The 22,086-nt window shown below is 54.1% G+C and carries 18 protein-coding genes and 1 tRNA gene; 13 read left to right on the top strand and 6 right to left on the bottom strand.

Annotated elements, in window-relative coordinates:
• Nucleotides 1-113: 113 nt before the first annotated feature.
• Nucleotides 114-1,859 (bottom strand): adenylate/guanylate cyclase domain-containing protein, encoded by a 1,746-nt coding sequence (locus ACR0NZ_RS19085; protein WP_480521109.1) that lies wholly within the window; start codon nt 1,857-1,859, stop codon nt 114-116.
• Between the two features lie 424 nt (nt 1,860-2,283).
• Here ACR0NZ_RS19085 and ACR0NZ_RS19090 point away from each other — a divergent pair, with 424 nt between their 5' ends.
• Nucleotides 2,284-4,176, top strand: a complete 1,893-nt coding sequence (locus tag ACR0NZ_RS19090) for an amidohydrolase (RefSeq protein WP_480521111.1) — start codon at nt 2,284-2,286, stop codon at nt 4,174-4,176.
• 272 nt (nt 4,177-4,448) lie between these two features.
• Here ACR0NZ_RS19090 and ACR0NZ_RS19095 read toward each other — a convergent pair whose 3' ends face one another.
• Nucleotides 4,449-5,216, bottom strand: a complete 768-nt coding sequence (locus ACR0NZ_RS19095; protein ID WP_348540160.1) for a helix-turn-helix transcriptional regulator — start codon at nt 5,214-5,216, stop codon at nt 4,449-4,451.
• Nucleotides 5,217-5,381: 165 nt separating this feature from the next.
• On the opposite strand from ACR0NZ_RS19095, the gene ACR0NZ_RS19100 reads away from it, so the two are divergent.
• The 6 genes from ACR0NZ_RS19100 (at nt 5,382) to ACR0NZ_RS19125 (ending at nt 11,075) form a co-directional block, all read left to right on the top strand.
• Entirely contained in the window at nt 5,382-6,470 is a 1,089-nt protein-coding gene (locus ACR0NZ_RS19100; RefSeq protein ID WP_480521114.1) for an ABC transporter ATP-binding protein, read from the top strand.
• A 34-nt stretch (nt 6,471-6,504) separates the two neighbouring features.
• Complete coding sequence (locus ACR0NZ_RS19105; RefSeq protein ID WP_480521116.1) at nt 6,505-7,668, top strand: ABC transporter substrate-binding protein; 1,164 nt, start codon at nt 6,505-6,507, stop codon at nt 7,666-7,668.
• Between the two features lie 38 nt (nt 7,669-7,706).
• Nucleotides 7,707-8,558: an ABC transporter permease gene (locus ACR0NZ_RS19110; RefSeq protein WP_480521118.1), complete on the top strand. Its 852-nt coding sequence runs from the start codon at nt 7,707-7,709 to the stop codon at nt 8,556-8,558.
• Nucleotides 8,559-8,565: 7 nt separating this feature from the next.
• Nucleotides 8,566-9,387 (top strand): ABC transporter permease, encoded by an 822-nt coding sequence (locus ACR0NZ_RS19115; protein WP_480521120.1) that lies wholly within the window; start codon nt 8,566-8,568, stop codon nt 9,385-9,387.
• Between the two features lie 18 nt (nt 9,388-9,405).
• Entirely contained in the window at nt 9,406-10,164 is a 759-nt protein-coding gene (locus ACR0NZ_RS19120; RefSeq protein WP_480521122.1) for an SDR family NAD(P)-dependent oxidoreductase, read from the top strand.
• A 290-nt stretch (nt 10,165-10,454) separates the two neighbouring features.
• Nucleotides 10,455-11,075, top strand: a complete 621-nt coding sequence (locus ACR0NZ_RS19125; protein WP_480521124.1) for a sulfotransferase family protein — start codon at nt 10,455-10,457, stop codon at nt 11,073-11,075.
• Between the two features lie 171 nt (nt 11,076-11,246).
• Here ACR0NZ_RS19125 and ACR0NZ_RS19130 read toward each other — a convergent pair whose 3' ends face one another.
• Nucleotides 11,247-12,434, bottom strand: a complete 1,188-nt coding sequence (locus ACR0NZ_RS19130) for a carbohydrate porin (RefSeq protein ID WP_480476172.1) — start codon at nt 12,432-12,434, stop codon at nt 11,247-11,249.
• Nucleotides 12,435-12,665: 231 nt separating this feature from the next.
• Nucleotides 12,666-14,102: an amidohydrolase family protein gene (locus tag ACR0NZ_RS19135; protein ID WP_480521126.1), complete on the bottom strand. Its 1,437-nt coding sequence runs from the start codon at nt 14,100-14,102 to the stop codon at nt 12,666-12,668.
• Between the two features lie 60 nt (nt 14,103-14,162).
• On the opposite strand from ACR0NZ_RS19135, the gene ACR0NZ_RS19140 reads away from it, so the two are divergent.
• Both ACR0NZ_RS19140 and ACR0NZ_RS19145 read left to right on the top strand, forming a co-directional pair.
• A complete protein-coding gene (locus tag ACR0NZ_RS19140) occupies nt 14,163-15,263 on the top strand; it encodes an AraC family transcriptional regulator (protein ID WP_480476176.1) in 1,101 nt (366 codons plus the stop codon).
• A 392-nt stretch (nt 15,264-15,655) separates the two neighbouring features.
• Entirely contained in the window at nt 15,656-16,069 is a 414-nt protein-coding gene (locus tag ACR0NZ_RS19145) for an HIT family protein (protein ID WP_480521128.1), read from the top strand.
• Nucleotides 16,070-16,563: 494 nt separating this feature from the next.
• Here the strand turns inward: ACR0NZ_RS19145 and lipB are convergent, their stop codons facing one another.
• Together lipB and ACR0NZ_RS19155 are read right to left on the bottom strand one after the other, a co-directional pair.
• Nucleotides 16,564-17,220, bottom strand: a complete 657-nt coding sequence (lipB, locus tag ACR0NZ_RS19150) for a lipoyl(octanoyl) transferase LipB (protein WP_480521130.1) — start codon at nt 17,218-17,220, stop codon at nt 16,564-16,566.
• 41 nt (nt 17,221-17,261) lie between these two features.
• Nucleotides 17,262-17,921: a DsbA family oxidoreductase gene (locus tag ACR0NZ_RS19155; protein ID WP_480521132.1), complete on the bottom strand. Its 660-nt coding sequence runs from the start codon at nt 17,919-17,921 to the stop codon at nt 17,262-17,264.
• A 141-nt stretch (nt 17,922-18,062) separates the two neighbouring features.
• Here ACR0NZ_RS19155 and ACR0NZ_RS19160 point away from each other — a divergent pair.
• The 4 genes from ACR0NZ_RS19160 to ACR0NZ_RS19175 all read left to right on the top strand — a co-directional run bounded on the left by ACR0NZ_RS19160 (nt 18,063) and on the right by ACR0NZ_RS19175 (nt 22,061).
• Nucleotides 18,063-18,149, top strand: a tRNA-Leu gene (locus tag ACR0NZ_RS19160).
• 190 nt (nt 18,150-18,339) lie between these two features.
• Entirely contained in the window at nt 18,340-20,220 is a 1,881-nt protein-coding gene (locus ACR0NZ_RS19165; protein ID WP_480521134.1) for a glycosyltransferase family 2 protein, read from the top strand.
• Nucleotides 20,221-20,314: 94 nt separating this feature from the next.
• Nucleotides 20,315-20,986, top strand: coding sequence for a class I SAM-dependent methyltransferase (locus tag ACR0NZ_RS19170; protein ID WP_480521136.1), 672 nt, complete (start codon nt 20,315-20,317; stop codon nt 20,984-20,986).
• Between the two features lie 22 nt (nt 20,987-21,008).
• The gene (locus ACR0NZ_RS19175) at nt 21,009-22,061 is read left to right on the top strand and encodes a glycosyltransferase family 2 protein (RefSeq protein ID WP_480521138.1); all 1,053 of its coding nucleotides are present in this window, start codon (nt 21,009-21,011) and stop codon (nt 22,059-22,061) included.
• Nucleotides 22,062-22,086 lie beyond the last annotated feature (25 nt).

The raw sequence follows: 22,086 nt of genomic DNA on the forward strand, positions 1-22,086 counted from the left end.
GGCAATTCTTTTTGACGGATGGGCAAGCGTTGCCAAGCCGACCCAAAGATTAAACCTCTAGGGTGGTTTCTGTGGGTTAACCGGACTCTTTTAATGCGTCGCATCAATGGCACCTAAACACTGAAGCCTGCCTTTCTTAGTCCGGTCAGAAAGTGCGCACTGTCCTCTGGTACCCTATACCGTGCAGCTCGCTCCGCAGCTACGCGTGAGGCCGTCCGCTGCTGACATTGAGCGTGGCTCTTCGGAAATGTTTCTATAGCGTTTGCGAAGATCGACATTTCCGATCTGGCATCTTCAATCTGGTTTATGTGCGCATGACATGCTGCAGCATAGGCGTGAGCAGGTGTAAAATGTGGCCCAATTCTCCTTATTGCGCCGAGTGCTTCCTCGTACTTGTGGCCAGAAAAAAGAGCCAGAGCGTGATACCAGTGGTACCATCGCGGTGGGTGAGGATTGAGACGCAGCGCTCTCGAAATCGAACCCAAGGCGTCTGGCCATTGGCCCAAATAGACCAACACGTTAGCCCTGAAGGCTGCAACATCAGCATCATTTGCATTTAAAGTAACGGCACGTTGAAACTCCGCTGCCGCATCCTCATCCTCCCTCTGCAGAAATAGCAGAAATCCCAGAATCGCATGCGACCACGCGTCTTCGTGGTCAAGTGACAGAGCCGTCTGAATGCTCTGGTATGCCTCATCCCAATGTTCATCTCCGAACTCGGCCATAATGTCCCAGACATAGGTTGAGGCAAGTAGGGCATGCGCGCGCGCAAAAAGGGGATCTATTTCGATTGCCTTTTCAAAATACTCCCTCGCCTTGGCATTCTGTTCCCGCGCAAATCGTCTGAACTGCTCTAGCCCCAACAGCAGGTGGTCGTAGGCTGTCATACTGGCGGTGCGTTTGCGCTTTGCCTGAGACGTTCCGGCGTCTTCCATGCGCCCGGGCAGACAAGACACAATGCTTTCCGTGAGTTCATCCTGTACGGCGAAAATATCTTCCAAGTCTCGATCATAACGTTCAGCCCAGAGATGGTTGCCAGTCGATGCTTCAACCAGCTGAGCAGTCACCCGGATGCGACTCCCGGCTTTTCTGACACTCCCTTCAACGACAAACTCGACGCCGAGATCTCTTCCCACTTCCTGCACCTTGATACTCCGGTCCTTGTAGGTGAATGAGGAGTGGCGCGCGATCACGAACAAGTTCCTAAAGCGGCTCAACTCAGTAATGATATCTTCCGTTATCCCGTCGGAGAAATACTCTTGATCCGCATCCCCACTCAAATTGGTGAACGGCAGCACCGCGATGGACGGCTTGTCCGGTAACGATAGTAAAGGCGTCTGATTACCAGCCTTGGGAACGTTGCCGACCCACGTCCAGATTGTGACCGGCGTCTCAATGTTCTTAAGTGTATGGGCGCCACCACTCTCAAATACGAGATTGAGTTTGCCATGCACACTCTGGTGCACAACGTTGGAAATTACGACACCACCCGGCTCCGCCAGACCTTCCAGACGCGCCGCTATGTTCACGCCGTCGCCTAAAATGTCGTCCCCATCAATTACGATATCGCCGAGATTTATCCCAATTCGAAACTGCAGAGGGAAACGCTCGTCTTGCCCCGTAATGCCTTCCTGCCAGCCAATGGCGCACTTCACCGCATCAAGAGCACTTGCAAACTCGACGAGAAAACCATCACCCATGAGCTTCACAACACGGCCATGGTGATGCACGATGAGCGGCTCGATTGTTTGTGTCCGCAACAACCTCAGAGCTGCTAGCGTGCCTTCCTCATCTGCTTCCACGAGACGGGAATACCCGACAACGTCGGCAGCAAGTATGGCGGCTAGGCGTCGCTTCATTTGGTGTCCCCCCTGTAGCGGGAGAGTAGCTGAGCACCTTCACAAAATCCACGCAACTCGCAGTAAAGGCGATGTCACCCAATGGCGCTCAAAGGAAATTGGTTTTTTCCCGTAAAACTCCCGCTGCGCCCTCAAAAAAGTGAGGTCCGCTTCGTCCGCATGTGAGACGTAGAACAGGAGCGCAGCGAATGTCCGGATTGGATCTCGGCCGATTTGTGTGATTTGTACGTCTGCGTTCGGTAAATCCTGCTGCGCCGCCGCGAGCAATCCGGTGACACCGTCGAGCATTCAAAGCAATTTTCGCTGAGCCAGCATCAGGCGGCTCCGTCCGCAGAGCGGTTGTTTTGGGAAAATCGATCGATGTCCGAATTGCGGACATCTGCGTATTCTGTGTTAGTAAGTGCATTAGGGAGAGGCATCCACCATGGGAAACAACTCCAGACGGGCGTTTATAAGGTCCTTCCTGACGAGCACGACGATCCTCGTTGCTCCGAGTACATTGTTCGGGCAAGAAGGCACGCTGACCGATCTTGGCGGAGCGATACTCGATCTTGATGAAGTCACGATTTTTACGGCTCGCGAGATCGTCACACTTGATCCCGACCTTCCAAGCGCCGAAGCCGTTGCTGTTGTAAACAGTCGGATTTTGGCGACCGGCACTAGAGAGCAAGTCCAAGAGGCGATTGGTGAACAGCCCTTCACCGTTGATGACACATTCGCCGACCTTATCATCGTTCCCGGCTTTATCGCCCAGCATGATCACCCAGTTTTGGGCGGCTTGAGCCTTTCGTCCGTCATTCTTTCGATAGAGGACTGGGACTTGCCACAGGGTATATCGCGCGCCGTTGTGGACAAGGATGACTTTCTGGCACGGTTGTCCGAAGCTGTTAATGGTCAGCAAGACCCGGACACCCCTGTCATGACATGGGGATACCACGCGGCATTTTATGGTCCACTGACACGGTCGGACCTTGACCAGATCAGCAGCGAACGCCCTATCTTTGTGTGGGCCCGCTCATGCCACGAATTCATTCTGAATTCTGCTGCAATGGAGGCCGCGGGCGTTACCGAAGAGGTCATGGACGCCTGGTCCGACTCAGAAAAGATGCAATCCAGCTTTGAGCATGGACACTTCTGGGAACAGGGTTTGTTTGCAGTTCTGCCTTTGATTGCACCATACGTGGCAACCCCTGAAAAGTTTCGCGCTGGTTTGGAGACCATGCGCGATTACATGCATGCGAAGGGCGTGACCTACGGCAACGAGCCAGGCGGCATTCTGGCACGCCCGGTTCAGGATGCGGTGAACGCTGTATTCTCCGCACCCTCAATGCCGTTCCGGTGGAGCTTCATTCCAGATGGAAGAAGCCTGATCGCCAAATATGACAATGCTGAAGATGTGATCGAACAGACAGAAGCACTTGTCGACTGGTATGGTGGCAAGACCAGTATGTCCAAAGGCAGCGTCAAGCTTTTTGCGGACGGTGCGATATATTCCCTTGCCATTCAACTGAGGGACGATCCGCTTGGCGATTACCATGGCGAGTGGATGATGGACCTGTCGGCCTTTGAGCGTGCATTTCAAACCTATTGGGACGCGGGCTACCAAGTTCATATTCACGTCAACGGTGACGCCGGGTTGGACCGTGTATTAAACGCCTTAGAGCGGAACTTGCGCAGAAACCCTCGTTTCGATCATAGAACGGTGATCGTGCACTTTGCTGTGAGTGCGCCCGATCAGGTCATGCGTATCAAACGTCTGGGCGCGATTGTTTCCGCAAATCCCTACTACGTGACGGCACTTGCGGATCAATACAGTAAAACCGGTCTTGGTCCTGAACGCGCCAATGAAATGGTCCGTCTTGGTGATCTGGATCGAGCGGGTATTTCCTGGTCACTGCATTCCGATATGCCGATGGCGCCCGGTGATCCATTGTTCCTAATGTGGTGTGCGGTGAACCGCGTGACGAGTTCCGGTCGGGTAGCAGGACAGGATCAGACGGTCCCGGTCGAAGAGGCCTTACGTGGAGTGACAATCAACGCCGCCTATTCTCATCGTCTTGAACGGGACCTTGGCAGTATCGAACCTGGCAAGCGAGCGAACTTCACTATTTTGGATGACAACCCATTGACTGTGGATCCCATGGCAATCAAGGACATTCAGGTTTGGGGAACAGTATTGGAAGGTGATAAGTTTCCAGTGGGCTACAAGGCAGAACAGGAAGATGCACGTTTGCGTCTAAATGATCCGGACAGCCAAAGAGAGTTCGCAGTAAACACTCTCAATCACGCGCTTTCGGTTGTTCACGCTCATCTTTAGGCACGTTCGCTCTGGGAGCGGAATGAACCGAAATCTCGCGCACTTGAGCTTGAGGCGAGAGCGCTCGGGATAGCCTGTTTCTGCAAGCTTTTGATGTGGAATTTTTGGCGCAATCGCCGTCGTAATCTTTATGCAAAAGTGAATGTCGACTTCGTCCGCGCAGCAGAAATTCACTAAATTTTCCCTAACCGCAGCACGGAGCCCCCAGTGACCGATGCTGCACGATCAACCGACGGCGGCCATGCGGACAAAGTGGGTGTTCAAGGAACCTTTTAAAGTGCCTTTTCAATGAACTTTGAAAAAAGCTCACCCTGCGAGTTGATCCTAAGTTTCGCGTAAATGTTGCGTCTGTGGATGCGGACTGTGCCTGGAGAGATGCCGAGAATTGTGCCGACAGCTTCTGCCGAATGGCCCTTCAACGTGAACTCAACGACTTCTCTTTCTCGTGGCGTCAGAACGCCATCGCCAAATGCCTGGAAAGCAAGATCGACGCGACGACTAACGCCATTTGCTGCGGCGCCGCGGGTCATCGTTGGAAAGTCACTCCAATGTTTGCAACAGGCTGCCCGAACGAGCGGCCATAGAGCGTGCAAATGACGAATTTCCTTGGCTGAAAAAGGCTTCACTGATCGCATGAGCGAGACCACAACCATCCCAGTGCTTGGGATATCGATAAAGTAGCCAATCTCCTCTGCTAACCCAGTCCTTTTGTAATAGCTGCGATAGTATTCGCCCTGATAGAACCTGTCCGGTGCGATATCGCGCATGCGGTACAGACCCGGTGTTATCGGTTTTGTCGCGGCCAAAAAAAATGGATCAAGTACGTAGGGCCCCGCTTGGTAATCCTCAACAAAAATACGCCGTTTGCTTTTGGGAAAATCGTCGTGAAGGTCTATCGGTGCTTCGGTTCCGACATGGCCAAACACCACTGTAAAATCGAATGGTGCGACCTGCCGCAAGCCATCTGCCAAAGCACATGGAAATTCTGGGGTTCCGATCTTCTCCACGACCCTGCCGGCCTCTTCCATCCAATCGTACACACGCCGCTCCAGATTCTCGAAAAGAACCTCTATACTCTAATTGTGGTATATACAGTTATTCCGAGTTATTGTTACTTTTTTCTTGTTTGAGTGGTATGCCAGTAAATGCCAAAAAATCAAGCAAAAGGAAAACGGCAGTATATGAGCTTTGACATGAGGGTCACCATGCAGACGATTGCGGAACTCCGAGGAGTGACCAAGACCTTCGGGAATGTGGTCGCTGCCAAAGACCTGAATCTTTCCATTGGGAAAGGAGAGTTTCTGTCATTCTTGGGCCCATCTGGTTGCGGCAAAACCACAGCACTAAGAATGCTGGCAGGTTTCGAGAAACCAACCGAAGGTCAGGTGTTGCTCGATGGCGAAGTCGTCAACGACTTGGATGCGCACCATCGCCCAGTCAACATGGTGTTTCAGCACTACGCTCTTTTTCCTCACCTGAGCGTGTTCGACAACATCGCGTACGGCCTGCGCCAACAACGACCACGCATAGACAAGCAAACAATCGCGACAAAGGTTAAGCAGGCGCTGGAAACTGTCCGTCTTGGTGGGTTTGGCCCACGTCGCATCTGGGAGATGTCTGGTGGTCAGCAGCAACGCGTCGCTTTGGCGCGTGCGATCGTAAACGAGCCCAAGCTTTTGCTGCTCGATGAACCAATGGCTGCTCTGGATCGAAAGCTTCGAAAAGAAATGCAGTTTGAACTGCAGAACCTGCAACGACAACTGGGAATAACTTTTGTCCTCGTCACGCACGACCAAGAAGAAGCGCTTTCAATGTCCGACCGAATTTGTGTGATGGAAGGTGGCAGTATTGTGCAGGTAGGCAGCCCACGCGAACTCTATGACATGCCCCGCAGCCGTTACGTGGCTGGATTTGTAGGCACCTCGAATTTCTTTGATGCAACTGTAACTGACGCTGTAGCCGACCAAATCACTGTGCGTTTAGCGAGTGGCCAAAAGGTGCACGGAACTCCGGAGATTCCAATAGATGCAGGACAGGAAGTGTGCGTCAGTATCCGTCCTGAACAGATCACGCTGACACGCGCGCTGCCCGCAGCTGAAATTGCTCTGCCAGTTACCATTCAAAATCGGATCTTCCTTGGGGAGCACACAGAATACCTTGCGCGCAACGAAGCACTGGGTGATTTCCACGTGCTTGTGCCAAGGCAAGCGGAATTGAACGAGGGGACGTTCAATGCAGGAGAGCAAGCCTTTGTCTCATGGGGCGAAGGCGCACTGCTGATCCTTGAAAAATAACAACTCCCGCAATCCAACAACAGAGAGGTTCACGATGACCAATGATAACGGGACTATTTCCAAGCAAAAGTTCATGGAAGAGCTTCGCCGGTACCAAAAGGGTTCGGTCACCCGGCGACATTTTTTGGGCGTGACAGGTCTTGGGATGGCAACGGCCGTTCTGGGCACGGCCATGCCTGGGTTGCGTCCACGCCCGGCATTTGCTGCCGGAGACATTGGCGACCGAGTGATCCTCGCCACGTGGCCGAACTACCATGACGAGATGAACTTCGAAGCCTTCACGGAAGCCACCGGCGCCCATGTTCAGGTCAATGTTTTTGGCTCGAACGAAGAGATGTTGGCAAAGTTGCAGGCCGGAGGCTCTGGCTGGGACGTGTTCGTTCCAACCAATTACACGATCACTACGTATGTGGGTGAAGATCTGATCATCCCGCTCGATACGTCCAAACTGCCAAACTACGACGCAGGTTCATTCGAACAGCGCTTTTCCGATGCTGGTTCTGTCGATGGCCAGCTTTACGCGGTGCCGAAAAACTGGGGCACGACCGGCTTTGCAGTGAATACCAGCAAGCTTGATGGCGCTCCGACTCCAACCACATGGAAAGAGTTCTGGGACCTGACTATGGCGGGTTACTCAGGCCGGACAATGGTGCACGATTACCAACTCACCACTATCGGTAATGCCCTGAAGTATTTTGGCTATTCCTTCAACTCGGTCGATGAGAAGGAACTGGCCGATGCAGAGAAATTGTTGCTGGATGCTAAGCCGCATCTGTTTGCAATTTCGTCTGACTATCAGCCACCGATGCGCAACGGTGACGCTTGGATGACGATGTGCTGGACAGGTGACGGCAAGCAGATGAATGTCGACATGCCTGAAATCGCCTACGTTCTGGGAGCTGAGGGCGGTGAACTCTGGTCCGACTACTACGCTATTCCGAAGGGCGCGCCCCATTTGGATGCCGCCTATGCCTTGATCGACTTCCTGCTGAACCCGGAAGTTAATGCGAAAGAAGTCCTCGCTCATGGCTATCCATCGGCTGATGCTCGCACCAATGCGTTGCTGCCGAAGGAATTGCTGGAAGATCCGATCCTTTATCCGGCAGCTGACCTTCTGAATGCGCTCGAGTTTGGCGCGGCGGCTACGCTAACCGATCCAAACCGTGCCGAGTTGCTCGCCCGCTTCAAGTCGGCCTAAGCGGTAAGGCCGCCAATATCGGAAAAGACGAGGACAATATGACCGAACGAGGCAGAAAAGCACTGTTGCTGGCACCGGCAGGAGTTTGGCTTTTGGTAATGCTTGCCCTTCCTCTGCTGGTCGTCTTCGTCTTTTCCTTTGGCGAACGGGGTGCCGCCGGAGGCTATGTTCCAGCGTTCACTTTGGAACAATATGCCAACCTTCCTGCGCGATGGACGGCGTTTAAGAACACTTTGATCCTTGCACCTCTGGGGACTATCGCTGCGTTGGTAATTGCCTATCCGCTCGCCTACTTTCTTGCGGTGCGTTGTTCACCAAAGTGGAGAACTTCGCTGTTGATCCTGGTAATCGTGCCGTTCTGGACATCGATCCTGATCCGGTCATACGCATGGATATTCATCCTTGGGGGGCGTGGCTTGCCCGCTTTACTGGAGTCGATCGGCATCGATGATATCCGCCTGATAAATACGCCCTTCGCTGTGCTTGTTGGGATTGTCTATGGGTATCTACCTTTGATGGTTTTCCCGATTTTTGTAAGCTTGGACAAACTGGATAAACGCCTTCTGGAAGCATCGGCTGATCTCGGCTCTACCCCATGGCGTACGTTCCGTCAGGTGACACTTCCTCTGTCGGTACCTGGTATCGCAACAGGCTGCATGCTGGTCTTCATCTTGCTGATGGGCGAGTTTCTGATCCCAGCGATCTTGGGCGGCGGAAAGGTCTTTTTCGTCGGAAATGCGCTGGTGGACCTGTTCCTGCAGTCTCGAAACTGGGCGTACGGATCGGCGGTCGCAATGACGCTGGTTGTCGTAATGCTTGTCACTGTCTCAATTTACATGAAATTCATCTCGCGCCTGGGTGGCCAGCGCGAAGATGTCTCGCTGATGTGAGGGTCCGATGCGCTTATACGCGATTTGCGTCTACCTTTTTCTCTATATTCCAATCGGCATCATCGCGCTTTTCAGCTTCAATGCCGGACGACACGCAAGCCAGTTCATGGGGTTCTCGACCCAATGGTATGGCAAAGCGCTCAACAACCCATTTGTTATGGACGCGCTCGAGACCAGTCTGCTTGCGGCATTCATAACTGCTTGCCTCGCCTCCACACTCGGAACCATGGCGGCCATCGCTTTACAAGGGGTTAAGGGATGGCTCCGAACTTTGTTCGATGCGATGATTTATATTGCGATAATGATACCAGGTATCGTCATCGGTATCGCGACACTCATTGCCCTAGTCACCGTATTCGGCTGGCTAAACCCGCTTCTTGCGAGCCTATGGCCCGATGGAGCAAATCCCCCGCAACTTTCCATGGGGATGCCCACGCTTGTCGCCGCACACACCATGTTCACAATGGCGCTGGTCATAATCATCGTACGTGCAAGGCTATCGGGTATGGACCGTGCCCTCATGGAAGCTTCGGCTGACCTCTTTGCGACGCCTTGGGGCACCTTTCGGCAGGTGACGCTGCCGTTGATAGCACCGGCAATTTTGGCAGGCTTTCTGCTCAGCTTCACTTTCTCATTTGATGATTTCATCATCGCGTTCTTCGTAGCTGGCTCAGAAACAACCCTGCCAATCTACATATTCTCATCCATCCGGCGCGGCGTAACTCCCGAGATCAATGCCATCGGCGCTATGGTTATGGGCGCGTCGCTCTTGTTGCTCGTTGCAGCGCAACTGCTTTTGCGCCGAGGCGCCTCAAAATCGAATAGTTAAATAAAGGAGCCAAGTGAAATGCGGCTTGCAGGTAAAGTCGCGCTCGTGACGGGCGCGGGATCAGGAATTGGTCGGGCAGGTTCAATGGCAATGGCACAAGAGGGTGCGCATGTTGTGGTAACGGATCGCGATGCAACACTTGCTGAAGCCACTGTGGCCGCGATCGTTGCGGAGGGGAATCAAGCATCTGCCATACAGCTTGATGTGACCGATGACGATGCCCTTACCAAAGCCATAGACGAAGCAGTAAAAAACTTCGGTCGGCTTGACGTGTTGCACTCTCATGCTGGGTTGCAGATCGAAGGAACGCTGGAAGAAGTGGAACCAGATGGAATGGATGCTTCTTGGGCATTGAATGTCCGCGCTCACTTCATTGCCGCGCGCGCAGCCGTCCCCCATATGAAATCACAAGGTGGAGGCAGCGTGATCGTCACTGCTTCCAATTCAGGGGTTCAATACGACCGGGGTATGATCGCCTATGCGACTACAAAGCACGCAGCTGTTGCGATGGTCCGGCAGATGGCAGCCGACTACGCTGTCCACGCAATCCGTTTCAATGCCCTTTGTCCAGGATTTGTAGACACCCCCTTCAATGCAGGCTTCGAAAAGCAGATGGGTGGTCGTGCCAAACTGCAAGGCTACATCGAGCAGGCGATCCCTATGAGTCGATGGGCGACAGTTGAAGAGATTGGCCATGGGATCGTCTATTTAGCTTCAGATGAATCCGCTTTTATGACGGGGCAAGCCTTGGTTATCGATGGCGGTGAATGCATTTAGTGATGGGTTAGACCGCTCAAGAGAATGTCTATAGCCGCACTTCATTTTTTGCGAAAACATTTCAGTCCGCTTTGGGTCGTCTCTGCTCAGCGTGGAACCCCAGACCATGAGAATGCCGCGCTGCACCCGAGGTCGACTACGAGCCCAGAGCGGTCATTTCCTTGACGCCGTGAATATCCAGTTCAGGTGGGCACCGGGCAACTTACATCATGTGGGGTATTGCCAGAGACTACTTCGGGCCGCACTGTAGTTCGGGGAAAGCTTTCACATCGCAGCAAGGATTTCATCTGATGGCTCTCGAAATTATTGGCGCCGGCTTCGGGCGTACTGGCACGGACTCCCTCCGTGAAGCATTGGCGGTTCTCGGCTTCGGACCTTGCCACCACATGCATGAGATCCGGGATAATCCGGAGAAAGCGGGTCCATGGCATGATTATTTTTGTGGTGGGTCGCCACTTGATCTCGACCTGCTTTTCGACGGCTACCGGTCCCAAGTCGACTGGCCTGGCGCCCATCTCTGGCGCGAGTCGGCTGAACGCTATCCGAACGCGAAGGTAATCCTGTCGGTTCGTGATCCGGAGGACTGGTACGCGTCCTACTCGAAGACGATCAAGGTTTTTCGCGAAACCGAAATGCCGCCGGAGGCGGCACATATGCGTCAAATCCAGGAGTTCGTGGATGTCTTCCTGGGCGACCGCTTCGACACTGAGGAACGCGCAATAAAAGACTTCCAGGCGCATGTTGCCGAGGTGAAGTCTGTGATCCCGGCGGACCGTCTGCTAGTGTATGAACTTGGCTCAGGATGGGAGCCGCTCTGTGAGTTCCTCGGGGTATCTGTGCCGGATCAAACCTATCCGCATACAAACGCCACGACAGACTTTCAGAAGCATAATATTGAACTGCAAAAATAGTCCGCAAAGCACGCTGTCAGGTCGCGTCTGCGGCAGCTTCGTCCGCGACCCGGTCATTCGGCACTTTCTACCGCTTCAGTATCCGACAAAATCGCTCAGATGACGGCCTCGAGCCCGAAGCGGCCGCTCCTCGCCCAACGAAATGGCCATCCTCAAAAGTCGTATCAGCTGCTAGAAGACAACCCGTGCACGCAGACCCACGATCGTGATGCTGGACTGCCCCGGATTTAACAGCGGATTGTTGATGAGCTGGACCGACGGTGTGATCTGGAGGTTAGGGGAAATCGAGAAGCGATAGAATGCTTCCAGCGTTGTCTGGCTGCCGGGAATGCCATTCGCCTCGGCCCAGTTCAGCCCTAGTCCAGCTAGATCTGTATTGCGGCCATAGTAGCCCAGACCGATGGAGACTGAGTTTTCGTAAAGAGCCGCGGTGCCCTTTGATTTTCCGGCGCGCACGAATGGCATCCATTTGTTGTCGACAAACCAAGCGGCGGAAAACGCCGCACCGTAGTCCTCAGGTCGGCTGCCGTCGTCCGCGGCATCTGAATGCCAAAGCGTGAGATGGATGTTGTCGAAATAGATGCGGTCCATTCCACTGGTGTAGCCGATCTCGATACTCTTGAAGAGATCGCCATGGCTAAACACATCCAGATCGGGTGAGGAAGGATCGGCATTTGCATCGGCGACGCTGCCAACGAGGTAAAAGTTGTCGTTGAGCTTTAGGCCTCCGGCGATCCCAAGTCCCGGATTAGGCGCGTTGATGGTGGGATTGGTGTTGAAGGCGAGGTTCTGAAAACCGGAATAAGGGCTTACCAAACCATAGACATCCACAAAGTCGGTGACGTCAATCTGGCCGAATTGCAATGTCCACGACCCGTCCTGCGCCCGCTGTGTCCAAAATAGGTTGGTCAGCATCGTGCCATTGTCATTGAACGCCGTGCCGGTGATTGAGAGAGCGCCGCCATCCAGCCCGAAGAACTGCGGAGCAACAGCGCCATAGGCATGACGGTTTTCAATCTTGAAGGTCAAAGAGCCTTGTTCCGTTGCTTGCCAACTGCCGTAAAAGCGGGCGATACCACCTCCGGTTTCTTCTTCACCAAGGTCTGCGTTGGACCATTGTCCAAGAGACAAGTAATCGAGATTGAACTTGAAACCGTCTTCGGCCAGACCTTCTTTCCAGGCGAACCAGCCGGGCGCGATATTGCGGGGAAAGTCCGAGCGGAACTGCGGATCGGTCAGACCGTCGCCGGGGGCCAGATCCGCTTGGGTAGATGATGGGCCAGATAGTCCCTGCGCGGACGAGACGTCCGGAAAAAGGACCATGGCGGCAACAGCCACGATTGATCGAAGGATGGTCATTGCGATTCCTCTGCGGATCACTTCTCGGGGCGCTGGTTTATCCGCGATTTGATTTTGTCTTTCAACTTCCTGGGCGATTTCGCGTCGTCGCAGCGCATTGATGCTCTGCGAAAACTGAAACGACACGGAAGAGGCACACATCTAAGTGGCACATGTCGAGCGGTCCCAAGGCCTAAGAAGGATCAGACGGGGCAACCCGTTAAGAGGTCGCCCCAGCGCTTGTCTCAAGACTTACGGATAGGTTTTCGGTTCCCGAACCGCTGGCCGGTACATAATGCTGTCGGTATCGACCATGGTGTTCTTGTAGGCGCGGCCATCCTTCATCACGAGTTGCAGCTTGCTCTCATCCAGGATCAGGTTGATGTCCTCAAGCGGGTTGCCGTCCCAGATCAGGATGTCGGCATAGCTGTCAGGCGCGATCTGGCCCAGGTTATAGGTCGGATAGGGGTCTTTTGGACCAGACCACTTGAGCACGATCCCCGCGTTGCCGGTCCAGTGCTTCAAGGCCTGCGCAGGGCTGAAACCCGCATCGACGTTGCAGGTGATGTCCTCCTTGATCTTCTCGACCAGTCCAGGGCTGAACATGTCCGACCCCCCCACAATGAACATGCCGTACTCATTCATCCACTTGGACATCCGGCGCACGCCTTCGCCGGCCGCTACGCCCTTGAGCTTCTGTTCATGTGTGAAGAATGCCGGCATGGAATCATAGCTACCGAAGGACTTGACGCTCATAAAGCACTGGAAGCTCCAGACAATGTCCTTGGTTTCATTGTATTTTGCGACCATTTTCTTCACCATGTCCTCGGAGATCAGGAAGCCATGTTCGAAAGAGCGGGTACCGAGCCTCAGGTGCCTCTCGTAGCTTTCGTCGTGGTACGCATGCACGGCCACATAAGTGCCGTTGTCACGTGCGATTTCGACTGCCCGGGCAACCTCGTCCTCGGCGAGCCCAAGAATCTCGAGCGGATCGAACTCGCTTGCAACTCCTCCGCCGCCCATGACCTTGAGAAAAGCCGCTCCCCGGCGCAAGTTTAGACGCGCAGCAAGCGTAACATCATCCACTCCGTCGACCACCCAAGTGTTGCCGGTCGCCTGCGCCATATCCAAACCGTTTTCGAGTATGTGGGGCGGTACGTTCCTTCCCGCCCAGTCACTGTGACCGCCAGTCTGGCCAATGGCGCCACCGGAGGAATATACCCGCGGTCCGCGAATGAGGCCCATATCGATGGCCTTGGCGACATCCAGCGGATCGCCGGCGATGTCCCGAACCGTCGTGATCCCCTTCATCAGCATGTGATCGTTCATGTATTGGATGGCAATTGCTCCACCAGCCGCGCCGTCCCAGCGGGTCTGATAGGCTGCTGTGCCTTCGGGCGCGTTGAGCATCACGTGTTGGTGCATATCGATCAGACCGGGCGTCATCACTTTTCCAGTTGCTTCGATGACGAAGGCGCCCTCTACCTCGATCGGATCGGTCGAGACCTGCGTGATGACGTTACCCTCGACGAGCACGTTGGCATCCTCGATCAGGTCCGGGCCGAACCCGTCGAACACATCCACATTTGTGAACAGGATCGGTGGTGGCCCCTCTTGCGCATGCGCGACGACGACAGGGGAAAAAGCGAAAACGGTCGCGAGCAAAACAGATTTGATTGAACTGGGCATGACTCTGGCCTCCTTTGTGGCGTATTCCAAAGAGGATAGACGAGAAAGCGTTCAAGCCGGTTGCCAGTTTCGATTCCAAAAAGTCGATTCTTAACCCTAAAAGTGGCAACACTCTTTCAGCCATGCATGCTAGGCTTTCCTCAGGAGACGCCAATGCCACTTCAGACCAACTACGAATTGCACCGGGAAGGCTTCATTCGCCTCGCGCTGGTGGCTCCCTTTCTGAACTACCTGGAAGAGCGCGGCATCCACCCGCGTCCGGCGCTGGACAAGGTTGGATTAAGTGCCGATCAAATCAATGACACGGGCGTTTATGTCCACTCCGAACTCGTCTTCGGGCTCTTGAACGGGTTATCGGACCTGGCTGGCGACAAGTATCTCGGCCTTCGCGTGGGCGAAGCGTTCAACCTGCAGGCCTGGCCTCCTTTCGCGACGTCCCTGCAATCAGCAACCACCCTGTTCGAGTTCCTTGCCAGTTTTGTAAGCCTTGTCCCACAAGAGTCGAGTTCTGTGCGCCATAGCTTGATCGTGGAGGCAGAACGAGCGATCTACCGGATCTCGCGACTTCAGGAACCCGCGGTCGCCCCTGTCCAAGTCACTGGTTTCGGAGCGGCGATATATGTCCGGCTGTTGCAATCTGTGGCCGGCGACATATGGAACCCCGCAGAGGTTGTATGGGAAACCCGCTATATTGCCTGCCTGCCACCAAACTATGCCGGTGTCCAAACCCGGTTCATGCCTGACCCTGGCATGCAGCTAAGTTTTCCCGTCGATTGGCTGTTTCGGGACGTGTCGAAGATGCCTGATAACACACCGCCGAAACGGCTAGCCCTTGACGACGAGGTAACGATCGTTGCGGCCATGCGGTCCATTTTGCGCGACAAGCTTGATGAACCAGATCTTAGCTCTGACGCTATCGCGGGTTTTCTGGGTATTCAGACTAATCGTTTGCACAAAGCCCTGAAGCATCATGGCACGACCCTGCCTCGCGAAATCAAGCGCCTAAAAATCGATCTTGCCGAAGACCTTTTGCGTAACAGCGACAGGACCGCAGCTGAAATCGGCGCGAAGTTGGGTTATGTGGACAAGGCCCATTTCACGCGATTCTTTAAGTCCCAAACCGGGATGACACCGACGGCCTTTCGATCCAGTTCGTCGTAAATGCAATCCGCAGCCGGGTCGGTAACGACAGCGTCGTTCTCTTCAGGCAGTCGCCGCCGACAAGACCGTTTCAATACGAGTGGCTGGTTTGTCCGCGCAGCGGACCTTTGACTTGAGCTGGAAGAAGTATTCAACAACTTAACCAGTCTTAGCCGAGTTAAGGAATGTGAAACCCGTGCTCTGCTGCGTAGGCAGAATTCACCTGTCGGGAACGTGCCGCATCTGTCTCTGATGATGTGATCTCATGCCAAATCCAAGTGTACAAAACGTACAACCCCCACTGAAAACCCGGTACAATTTGCACATTTCAGGGCTCAATCCCCCGGCTTGACCCGGCGGGGCGGGTGGACCACAACTCGGTCAAAAGCCCCTCAAGGAACGGATGGCCAACCATGGATTATGATCCCGACAACATCTTCGCCAAAATTCTGCGCGACGAGATACCTTCGTCAAAAGTTTACGAAGACGCCGACACACTGGCCTTCATGGACATCATGCCGCGCACTGATGGGCATTTGCTGGTGATCCCCAAAACACCCTGCCGAAACGTGCTGGATGCCACGCCCGACCAACTGGAGGCGGTCATGAACACCGTTCAAAAGATGGCTCGTGCGGTGATGAAAGCCTTCGACGCAGAGGGTGTAACCATTCAACAATTCAACGAAACCGCAGGCGGGCAGGAGGTTTTCCACCTGCATTTTCACGTCCTGCCGCGTCATGACGGAGTGTCGATGCGCCCACCTGGTAAGATGGGTGATTTCGACCTGATTGCCGAACATGCTGAAAGGATAAAAATCTCTTTGTAATCAATGTCTTCATGTCTGTTTGTGAGGTGCCAATCCGGACAATTACCCGCATCCGCCCGTGCATGTCGCCGCGACCGGAGACAAGAAAACCCGAAACCCCTCCTTGGGACAGGCCATGAGACTCCATAGCTGGAAAGCGCAGAAATCGCCTGCCCCCGACCATTGCGGCTTGAGCACGGGTTTCAGCGTGAAGGAGGGAAATGAATTGCCGTTCCGATTTGGGGTCGGAACGGCAGACTCGTAACCAAACACTTCTCGGATTTCGAGGGCGAGCCCTTGATCACCGGTTTAACATACCACTCACTCTTGATTGGCAGTTTCATATTACTCGTTAACAACACCGGTGTATCCTAGAGAATTAAAACTTGCCTAAAGAATAACGTAAAACTGAATGGTTCTTGGTAAATTGCGACGTGTTTCGGAAACAGAGCCTTCCGCACATGCATATTGTTGTATCCAAGCGCAGCGGAAGCTGATTCTCTGCCAAGGCAGAATCAGAAATCAGAGGCACCAAACACGCCCTCGAAGGTTTTCTTCAAGGCCGCATCGAGATCATTCATGGTGACCGGAAGCCCCAGATCCACCAATGAAGTCACGCCATATTCGCTGATCCCGCAGGGAACAATGCCCGAGAAATGCTCCAGATCCGGTTCGACATTGATCGAAATACCGTGAAAGCTAACCCATTTGCGTAAACGCAGGCCAATTGCCGCGATCTTGTCCTCTGCCGGTTTGCCGGTCACCGTCAGCGGTTTGTCGTTGCGCCGCACCCAGACACCAACGCGCCCGTCGCGTATTTCGCCATGCACGTTGAATTCCGCAAGTGCCGATATCACCCAGTTTTCCAACTGCTTCACGAATTGGCGCACGTCGCGCCCGCGCTTGTTCAGATCCAGCATGACATAGGCCACACGCTGACCGGGGCCGTGATAGGTGTACTCGCCGCCCCGTTTGCTTGCATAAACCGGAAAGCGGTCAGGATCGGTCAGGTCTTCTACCTTAGCTGACGTGCCTGCCGTATAAAGCGGCGGGTGTTCCAGTAACCAGATGCACTCCTCCGCTTCGCCGCGTGCAATCCCGGCGACGCGTGCCTCCATAAAGGCGGTCGCTTCGTCATAACTGGTCAGACCATCGGTGATTTTCCATTCCATGGCGGCCTCATATCCGTCCATAACGGGCAGGGGAAGAGGGGTCAGGCCGCTTCGGTCAAACACTGTTGCAGCACCCGGGAATAGGTATCGACCCCTTGCGCGCCGGTCAGCAGGTATTTTCCGCCAAACACCATGGACGGCACACCTGAAATACCCCTGCTGGTCCAGAATTGCTGTTTCTCTCGCACCAAGGCGATGTGTTCGCCGGTCTCAAGCACCTGACGTGCGGCATCAGAGTTCAGCCCGGCAGACGTGACGGCCTGCAACAGAGCCTCAACGTCGGACACATCCTGTTGCCGTGTGAAATATGCGTCGAAAAGCGCAAGCTTCAATTGGTGTTGCTGGCCCTGACTTTCGGCCCAATCCAGCAACTGATGCGCCTTGAATGTATTCACGATCCGACTGTCTTCGTGAAAGTTGAAGGTGAACCCCAGTTCTGCGCCGATCGCCGTTAGCCTGTCACGTGCCTGCTGGCTCTGTTCGGGGGTCGAGCCATATTTCTCCGTGATGTGTTCCCGCAGGTTCTGCCCTTCAGGCGGCATGTTCGGGTTCAATTCGAACGGGTGCCAGCGAATTTGGGCCTGGATGCCCTGCTGTTTCAATGCCACGTCAAGCTGGCGAAACCCGACTATGCACCACGGGCACACGACGTCTGACACGATATCGATTTGGATGATGGCGCGGGTATCGGGCGAGGTCATCTGCGGCTCCTGTCAGATCGAAACTGTGTTGATCACCGACTTAGATAGGACTGCTGCGAAGGTTTTTAAACCAGTGTGTTTTTGCCTCTTCACATCGCGTGCGCCAACGTCTATACGCCGCTCTACCAAGTCACAGGCAGTGCGGTCGTGGCGGAATTGGTAGACGCGCAGCGTTGAGGTCGCTGTGGGGTAACACCCGTGGAAGTTCGAGTCTTCTCGACCGCACCAGATCTTTTCGTATCCTGTGAAGTGCGGATCAGCTTATGCGAAGCTGACTTTGCCGTTCTTGTCTGTTCACTTGCATTGCAAATCCGTGGCCCGTAACTAAGCCAGGTGTCGGGAAGCGCGCCATGCCTCTGCAATGATGCGATTTTTCCCTTCGTCCTGAATTTGCGGGCCGTAGTTGCGGGTAGGTGCGATGAGACTTGTCATATCAACGATGAAAGACGAGGGGCCGTTCATCCTTGAATGGATCGCGTATTACCTTTCGATCGGGTTTACGCATTTCATCGTTAACTCGAATGACTGCTCCGACGGCACTGACGCGATTTTGAAAAGATGCGAGGAACTGGGTTTTCTGGCGCATATCGATAACCCCGGTCCCTGGAAGCATGGGCCGCAGGCGTCGGCCTATGCGAACGCTATGGAACATCCCTGGTACGCTGAAGCCGAGTGGATTCTGGTTTGTGATGTCGACGAATTTCTCGATATCCGTGTTGGGGACGGTACGCTGGACGATCTGTTTCGCACCTTTCCACATGCAGATGGCTTTGCCGCGATATGGCAGATGTTCGGACACAATGGGATTGTCGAGTTTGAAGACAAGTTTGTGATCGAACAATTCACATCTGCAGCAGAGTTGGGGGTGGTGACGCCGCAGAATGTGCGTGCCTTCAAATCGCTTGTCAGAAACAACGGGTCTTATCGAGCAATCAACACACACCGTCCGCGTGGCCCAATCGCCGGTAAGGCCGAAAGCTTTGCATGGATTGATGGTGACGGAGATCCCTTGCCACCTGCAATGCGGCGAAATGGTTGGTCCCATTCCACTACTGGCGCGGCCTTTGGGCAGCAGTTTTTCAGGATGAACCACTATGCCGTCCGATCCATCGAGAGTTATCTGATGAAGCGGCTGCGGGGGGATGTAAACACAACCGCGTTTCATCCCAAGATGGAGGCAACGGGACAAGCCTATTGGCACATGCATTGCTTCAACAAAGTTGAAGAATTATCGATCCTTTCCAAATTGGACCGCCTTGGAAAATCGTATGATGATCTACGTGCGGATCGTGTTCTGGGAGACTTGCACGAAAAAGCTGTTGCTTATCACAAGCGCCGTATCTCGGAGATACGTGAAACAGAGGCCGCACAGGGATTCATAACTCGGTACAAGAATTTTGCCGGGGGGCGATATATAAAGGCGCTGGATCTGGGCGTGATGGAAGAAGGCGATCTTTCCTTTGTTGCGGAGACCTACAAAGACCCCGAAGTTTCTTTCGCGCAAGTTGCGAAATGGACGCGTTTGGGCAAGATGTCCAAATCTGAAAACTCAAGACCCAATAACTACCCCTGGTTTACCCGGCTGGATTCCCTGGGAACGGCCATGGAGTACGAAGAAGCGGCGGCGCAGCATGCATTAATCACTGATGCAAAACAGGTGGACTTGCCGTTCGATCCGAAGGACTCATCTTTCCTGCCGCCAGTGTCTCCGGAGGTTGAAAGAACGAAAGAGCAGCGACAGCGGTTCTTGCGGTCAATCAGTGGCAAGAAGAACTGGGTTTTGATCGGGCATGTCGAGACCGAAATCGTAGAAGAAATACTTGCATTGGATGCAGTTGCGCAATTGACGATCATCGGGCCATGGGGGCTGTCGTGGGATACGTTCGCCTGCAAGGATACAACGCAAGATCCTAAACTTCAGGCCCTGGATCGCACCTTCTATGCATTGCTGGAGTACTTCCGAGAACCGATCGTCGCTGGGCGTCTGAGGGTCTACCGGGCGCTGCCGCCTTTGATGCTGAAGCTGTTTGAAGATCAAAGCGTTGGTGTCGTGATCATACGCGGGGTTCGGGCCGAGCGTGTCATGTTGCAGCTGTTGAACCGGATCGACAGGGTTCTGGCTCCGGGCGGGAGCATCGCCTTTACATCCTACAGGCGGGGCAAAGGGTCTTATTCCGGTATGTCTTCGGCGATTAACCGTTTTCTCGCGAGCAAAGCGAGTGACTATCGGGTTACAAGCCTCGAGCCTCCGTGGCTTGGTATCGACAAGTTGCCACCACTTTCCAAAAACGACACATAGCTTCTGGTTCTTGAAGCAACGACATGTTAGCCATTGCCCAATAAACAAAACGGGTTTCGCGAGAAATCAATACCCGTCTGCAAGTGAGGTCGAGATGTCAAACGAACCCAGAGTGATCGGTGCTCTTCCCGGCAGCCAGAATAAACCGAACGCAGACAAAGCAACCAAACGCAAGAATACAAAAGATGCGATCCGACGTACGTTCCTGACGCGCCTTCCCAAGGGTGGGGTGGCTGTTGAGATCGGTGTCTGGCAGGGCGAGTTTTCTCCGACAATCCTGAAGTTGCTTGAACCCAGTCAGTTGTTTCTGATCGACCCCTGGAAACATATTGGCGAGGATTCGCATACAACGGCGTTTGTTGGCAGGACCGAAGACGAAAAGATGGAAGCCATCTTCCAGAAGGTCGTCACGTCCTTCGAAAAAGAGATCGAGGAGGGCAAGGTTGGCATTATTCGCGATTTCTCGGTGCCAGCATTAAAGCTTTTTGACGATGAGAGCATTTCATTTGCCTATGTCGATGGGGATCATTCTTACGAAGGTGTTACTGCGGACCTAGAGGCGTTGTTTCCCAAGATCAAATCGGGTGGGATCATGGCGTTTGATGATTACCACCGCCGGGGGTGGTGGGGCGACGGAGTGATCCGGGCCGTCAACGAGTTTCTGGGCAAACACCCCCGTGAATTGCGTATCCGGGCAATTGCTGGTGCGCAGATCGCTATTGAAAAAATCACCCCGCAAGATGACAGCAAGAAACAGGGCGACTAAGCGTCTGGGGTGAATGGCAGCGATGAACAAGCCTGAAAAAATCCTCATCTCTGCGATGAAAAATGAGGGCCCGTACATTCTGGAATGGGTGGCTCATCATAAAGTTTTGGGTTTCGACAGGATCATTGTTTACACCAACGATTGCACGGACGGTACGAACCAAATTCTGCGCCGCCTTGAGGCCCTGGGTCATGTTGAGTTTCACAGGAACCGCGTGGGCACAGGTGGGATTCACAGATCAGCACTGCGACAGGCCCGCCGTCTGCCCGTCGTGAAAGAAGCCAAATGGGTCTATGTCTGCGATGCGGATGAGTTTCTGAATATTCACGTCGGAAACCACAAAGTGGACGACCTGATCGAGGCGACGCCGGGCGTGGACGTCATTTCCATACCATGGAAGATATTCTCAAACAGCGGTCGCCATATTCTGCGCGACGCGCCGGTGACACAGCGGTTTTTCGATGGTGAGTTGGAGTATGAGCAGGGCGGGGCGGGGCGCCGGTTCGTCAAATCCCTGTTCCGGCAGGGCGACGTCTATCTCCGCTATGGGTTGCACAACCCGCATCCCAAGTCCGAGTTTCAGGCAGGTGTATTCCGGTCTGTTCCCGGGGGGCACGCGAAAGAACCCGCACCCTTTGGGAACCATGTTGCACCGCCTTTTGGATTTGAGATTGCACAGATCAATCACTACGCGGTCCGCTCCACACAAGCCTATTTGGCCAAGCGCAGCCGTGGGCGCGCCAACCACTCCTCGCAGACGCTGGGAACGGAATACTGGGACCGCTGGAACCGGGGTGGCGCGACGGATGAGACGATCCTCAGGTACAAGGAGGACGTTGACGCGGTGATGGCAGAATTTCAGTCCGACGAACGGCTTGCACGGCTGCACCGAAAAGCATTCCTGTGGCACAAGGCGTTGATCGAAGACCTTCTCAAACAGCCAGAGTACAATGCGCTTTACCAGACGCTTCTTAATAAGCCGGCTGTTGAATTTGTTGCAAAAGACCGCGGATTGCACGCGCGCCTTTCGGCGGACACTCAACCGTCCTCTAGCGAAAATCTGCCCGAGTCCTGAAAGACTTGCCCTCGGAGAAACAGCA

This window comes from Ruegeria sp. AE3 (genome assembly GCF_056542225.1).

What these genes read in the sequence shown, in the direction of transcription:
- ACR0NZ_RS19085 (WP_480521109.1), bottom strand. Translation starts at nt 1,859, where the DNA reads ATGAAGCGACGCCTAGCCGCCATACTTGCTGCCGACGTTGTCGGGTAT.
- ACR0NZ_RS19090 (WP_480521111.1), top strand. Translation starts at nt 2,284, where the DNA reads ATGGGAAACAACTCCAGACGGGCGTTTATAAGGTCCTTCCTGACGAGC.
- ACR0NZ_RS19100 (WP_480521114.1), top strand. Translation starts at nt 5,382, where the DNA reads ATGCAGACGATTGCGGAACTCCGAGGAGTGACCAAGACCTTCGGGAAT.
- ACR0NZ_RS19105 (WP_480521116.1), top strand. Translation starts at nt 6,505, where the DNA reads ATGACCAATGATAACGGGACTATTTCCAAGCAAAAGTTCATGGAAGAG.
- ACR0NZ_RS19110 (WP_480521118.1), top strand. Translation starts at nt 7,707, where the DNA reads ATGACCGAACGAGGCAGAAAAGCACTGTTGCTGGCACCGGCAGGAGTT.
- ACR0NZ_RS19115 (WP_480521120.1), top strand. Translation starts at nt 8,566, where the DNA reads ATGCGCTTATACGCGATTTGCGTCTACCTTTTTCTCTATATTCCAATC.
- ACR0NZ_RS19120 (WP_480521122.1), top strand. Translation starts at nt 9,406, where the DNA reads ATGCGGCTTGCAGGTAAAGTCGCGCTCGTGACGGGCGCGGGATCAGGA.
- ACR0NZ_RS19125 (WP_480521124.1), top strand. Translation starts at nt 10,455, where the DNA reads ATGGCTCTCGAAATTATTGGCGCCGGCTTCGGGCGTACTGGCACGGAC.
- ACR0NZ_RS19130 (WP_480476172.1), bottom strand. Translation starts at nt 12,434, where the DNA reads ATGACCATCCTTCGATCAATCGTGGCTGTTGCCGCCATGGTCCTTTTT.
- ACR0NZ_RS19135 (WP_480521126.1), bottom strand. Translation starts at nt 14,102, where the DNA reads ATGCCCAGTTCAATCAAATCTGTTTTGCTCGCGACCGTTTTCGCTTTT.
- ACR0NZ_RS19145 (WP_480521128.1), top strand. Translation starts at nt 15,656, where the DNA reads ATGGATTATGATCCCGACAACATCTTCGCCAAAATTCTGCGCGACGAG.
- lipB (WP_480521130.1), bottom strand. Translation starts at nt 17,220, where the DNA reads ATGGAATGGAAAATCACCGATGGTCTGACCAGTTATGACGAAGCGACC.
- ACR0NZ_RS19155 (WP_480521132.1), bottom strand. Translation starts at nt 17,921, where the DNA reads ATGACCTCGCCCGATACCCGCGCCATCATCCAAATCGATATCGTGTCA.
- ACR0NZ_RS19165 (WP_480521134.1), top strand. Translation starts at nt 18,340, where the DNA reads ATGAGACTTGTCATATCAACGATGAAAGACGAGGGGCCGTTCATCCTT.
- ACR0NZ_RS19170 (WP_480521136.1), top strand. Translation starts at nt 20,315, where the DNA reads ATGTCAAACGAACCCAGAGTGATCGGTGCTCTTCCCGGCAGCCAGAAT.
- ACR0NZ_RS19175 (WP_480521138.1), top strand. Translation starts at nt 21,009, where the DNA reads ATGAACAAGCCTGAAAAAATCCTCATCTCTGCGATGAAAAATGAGGGC.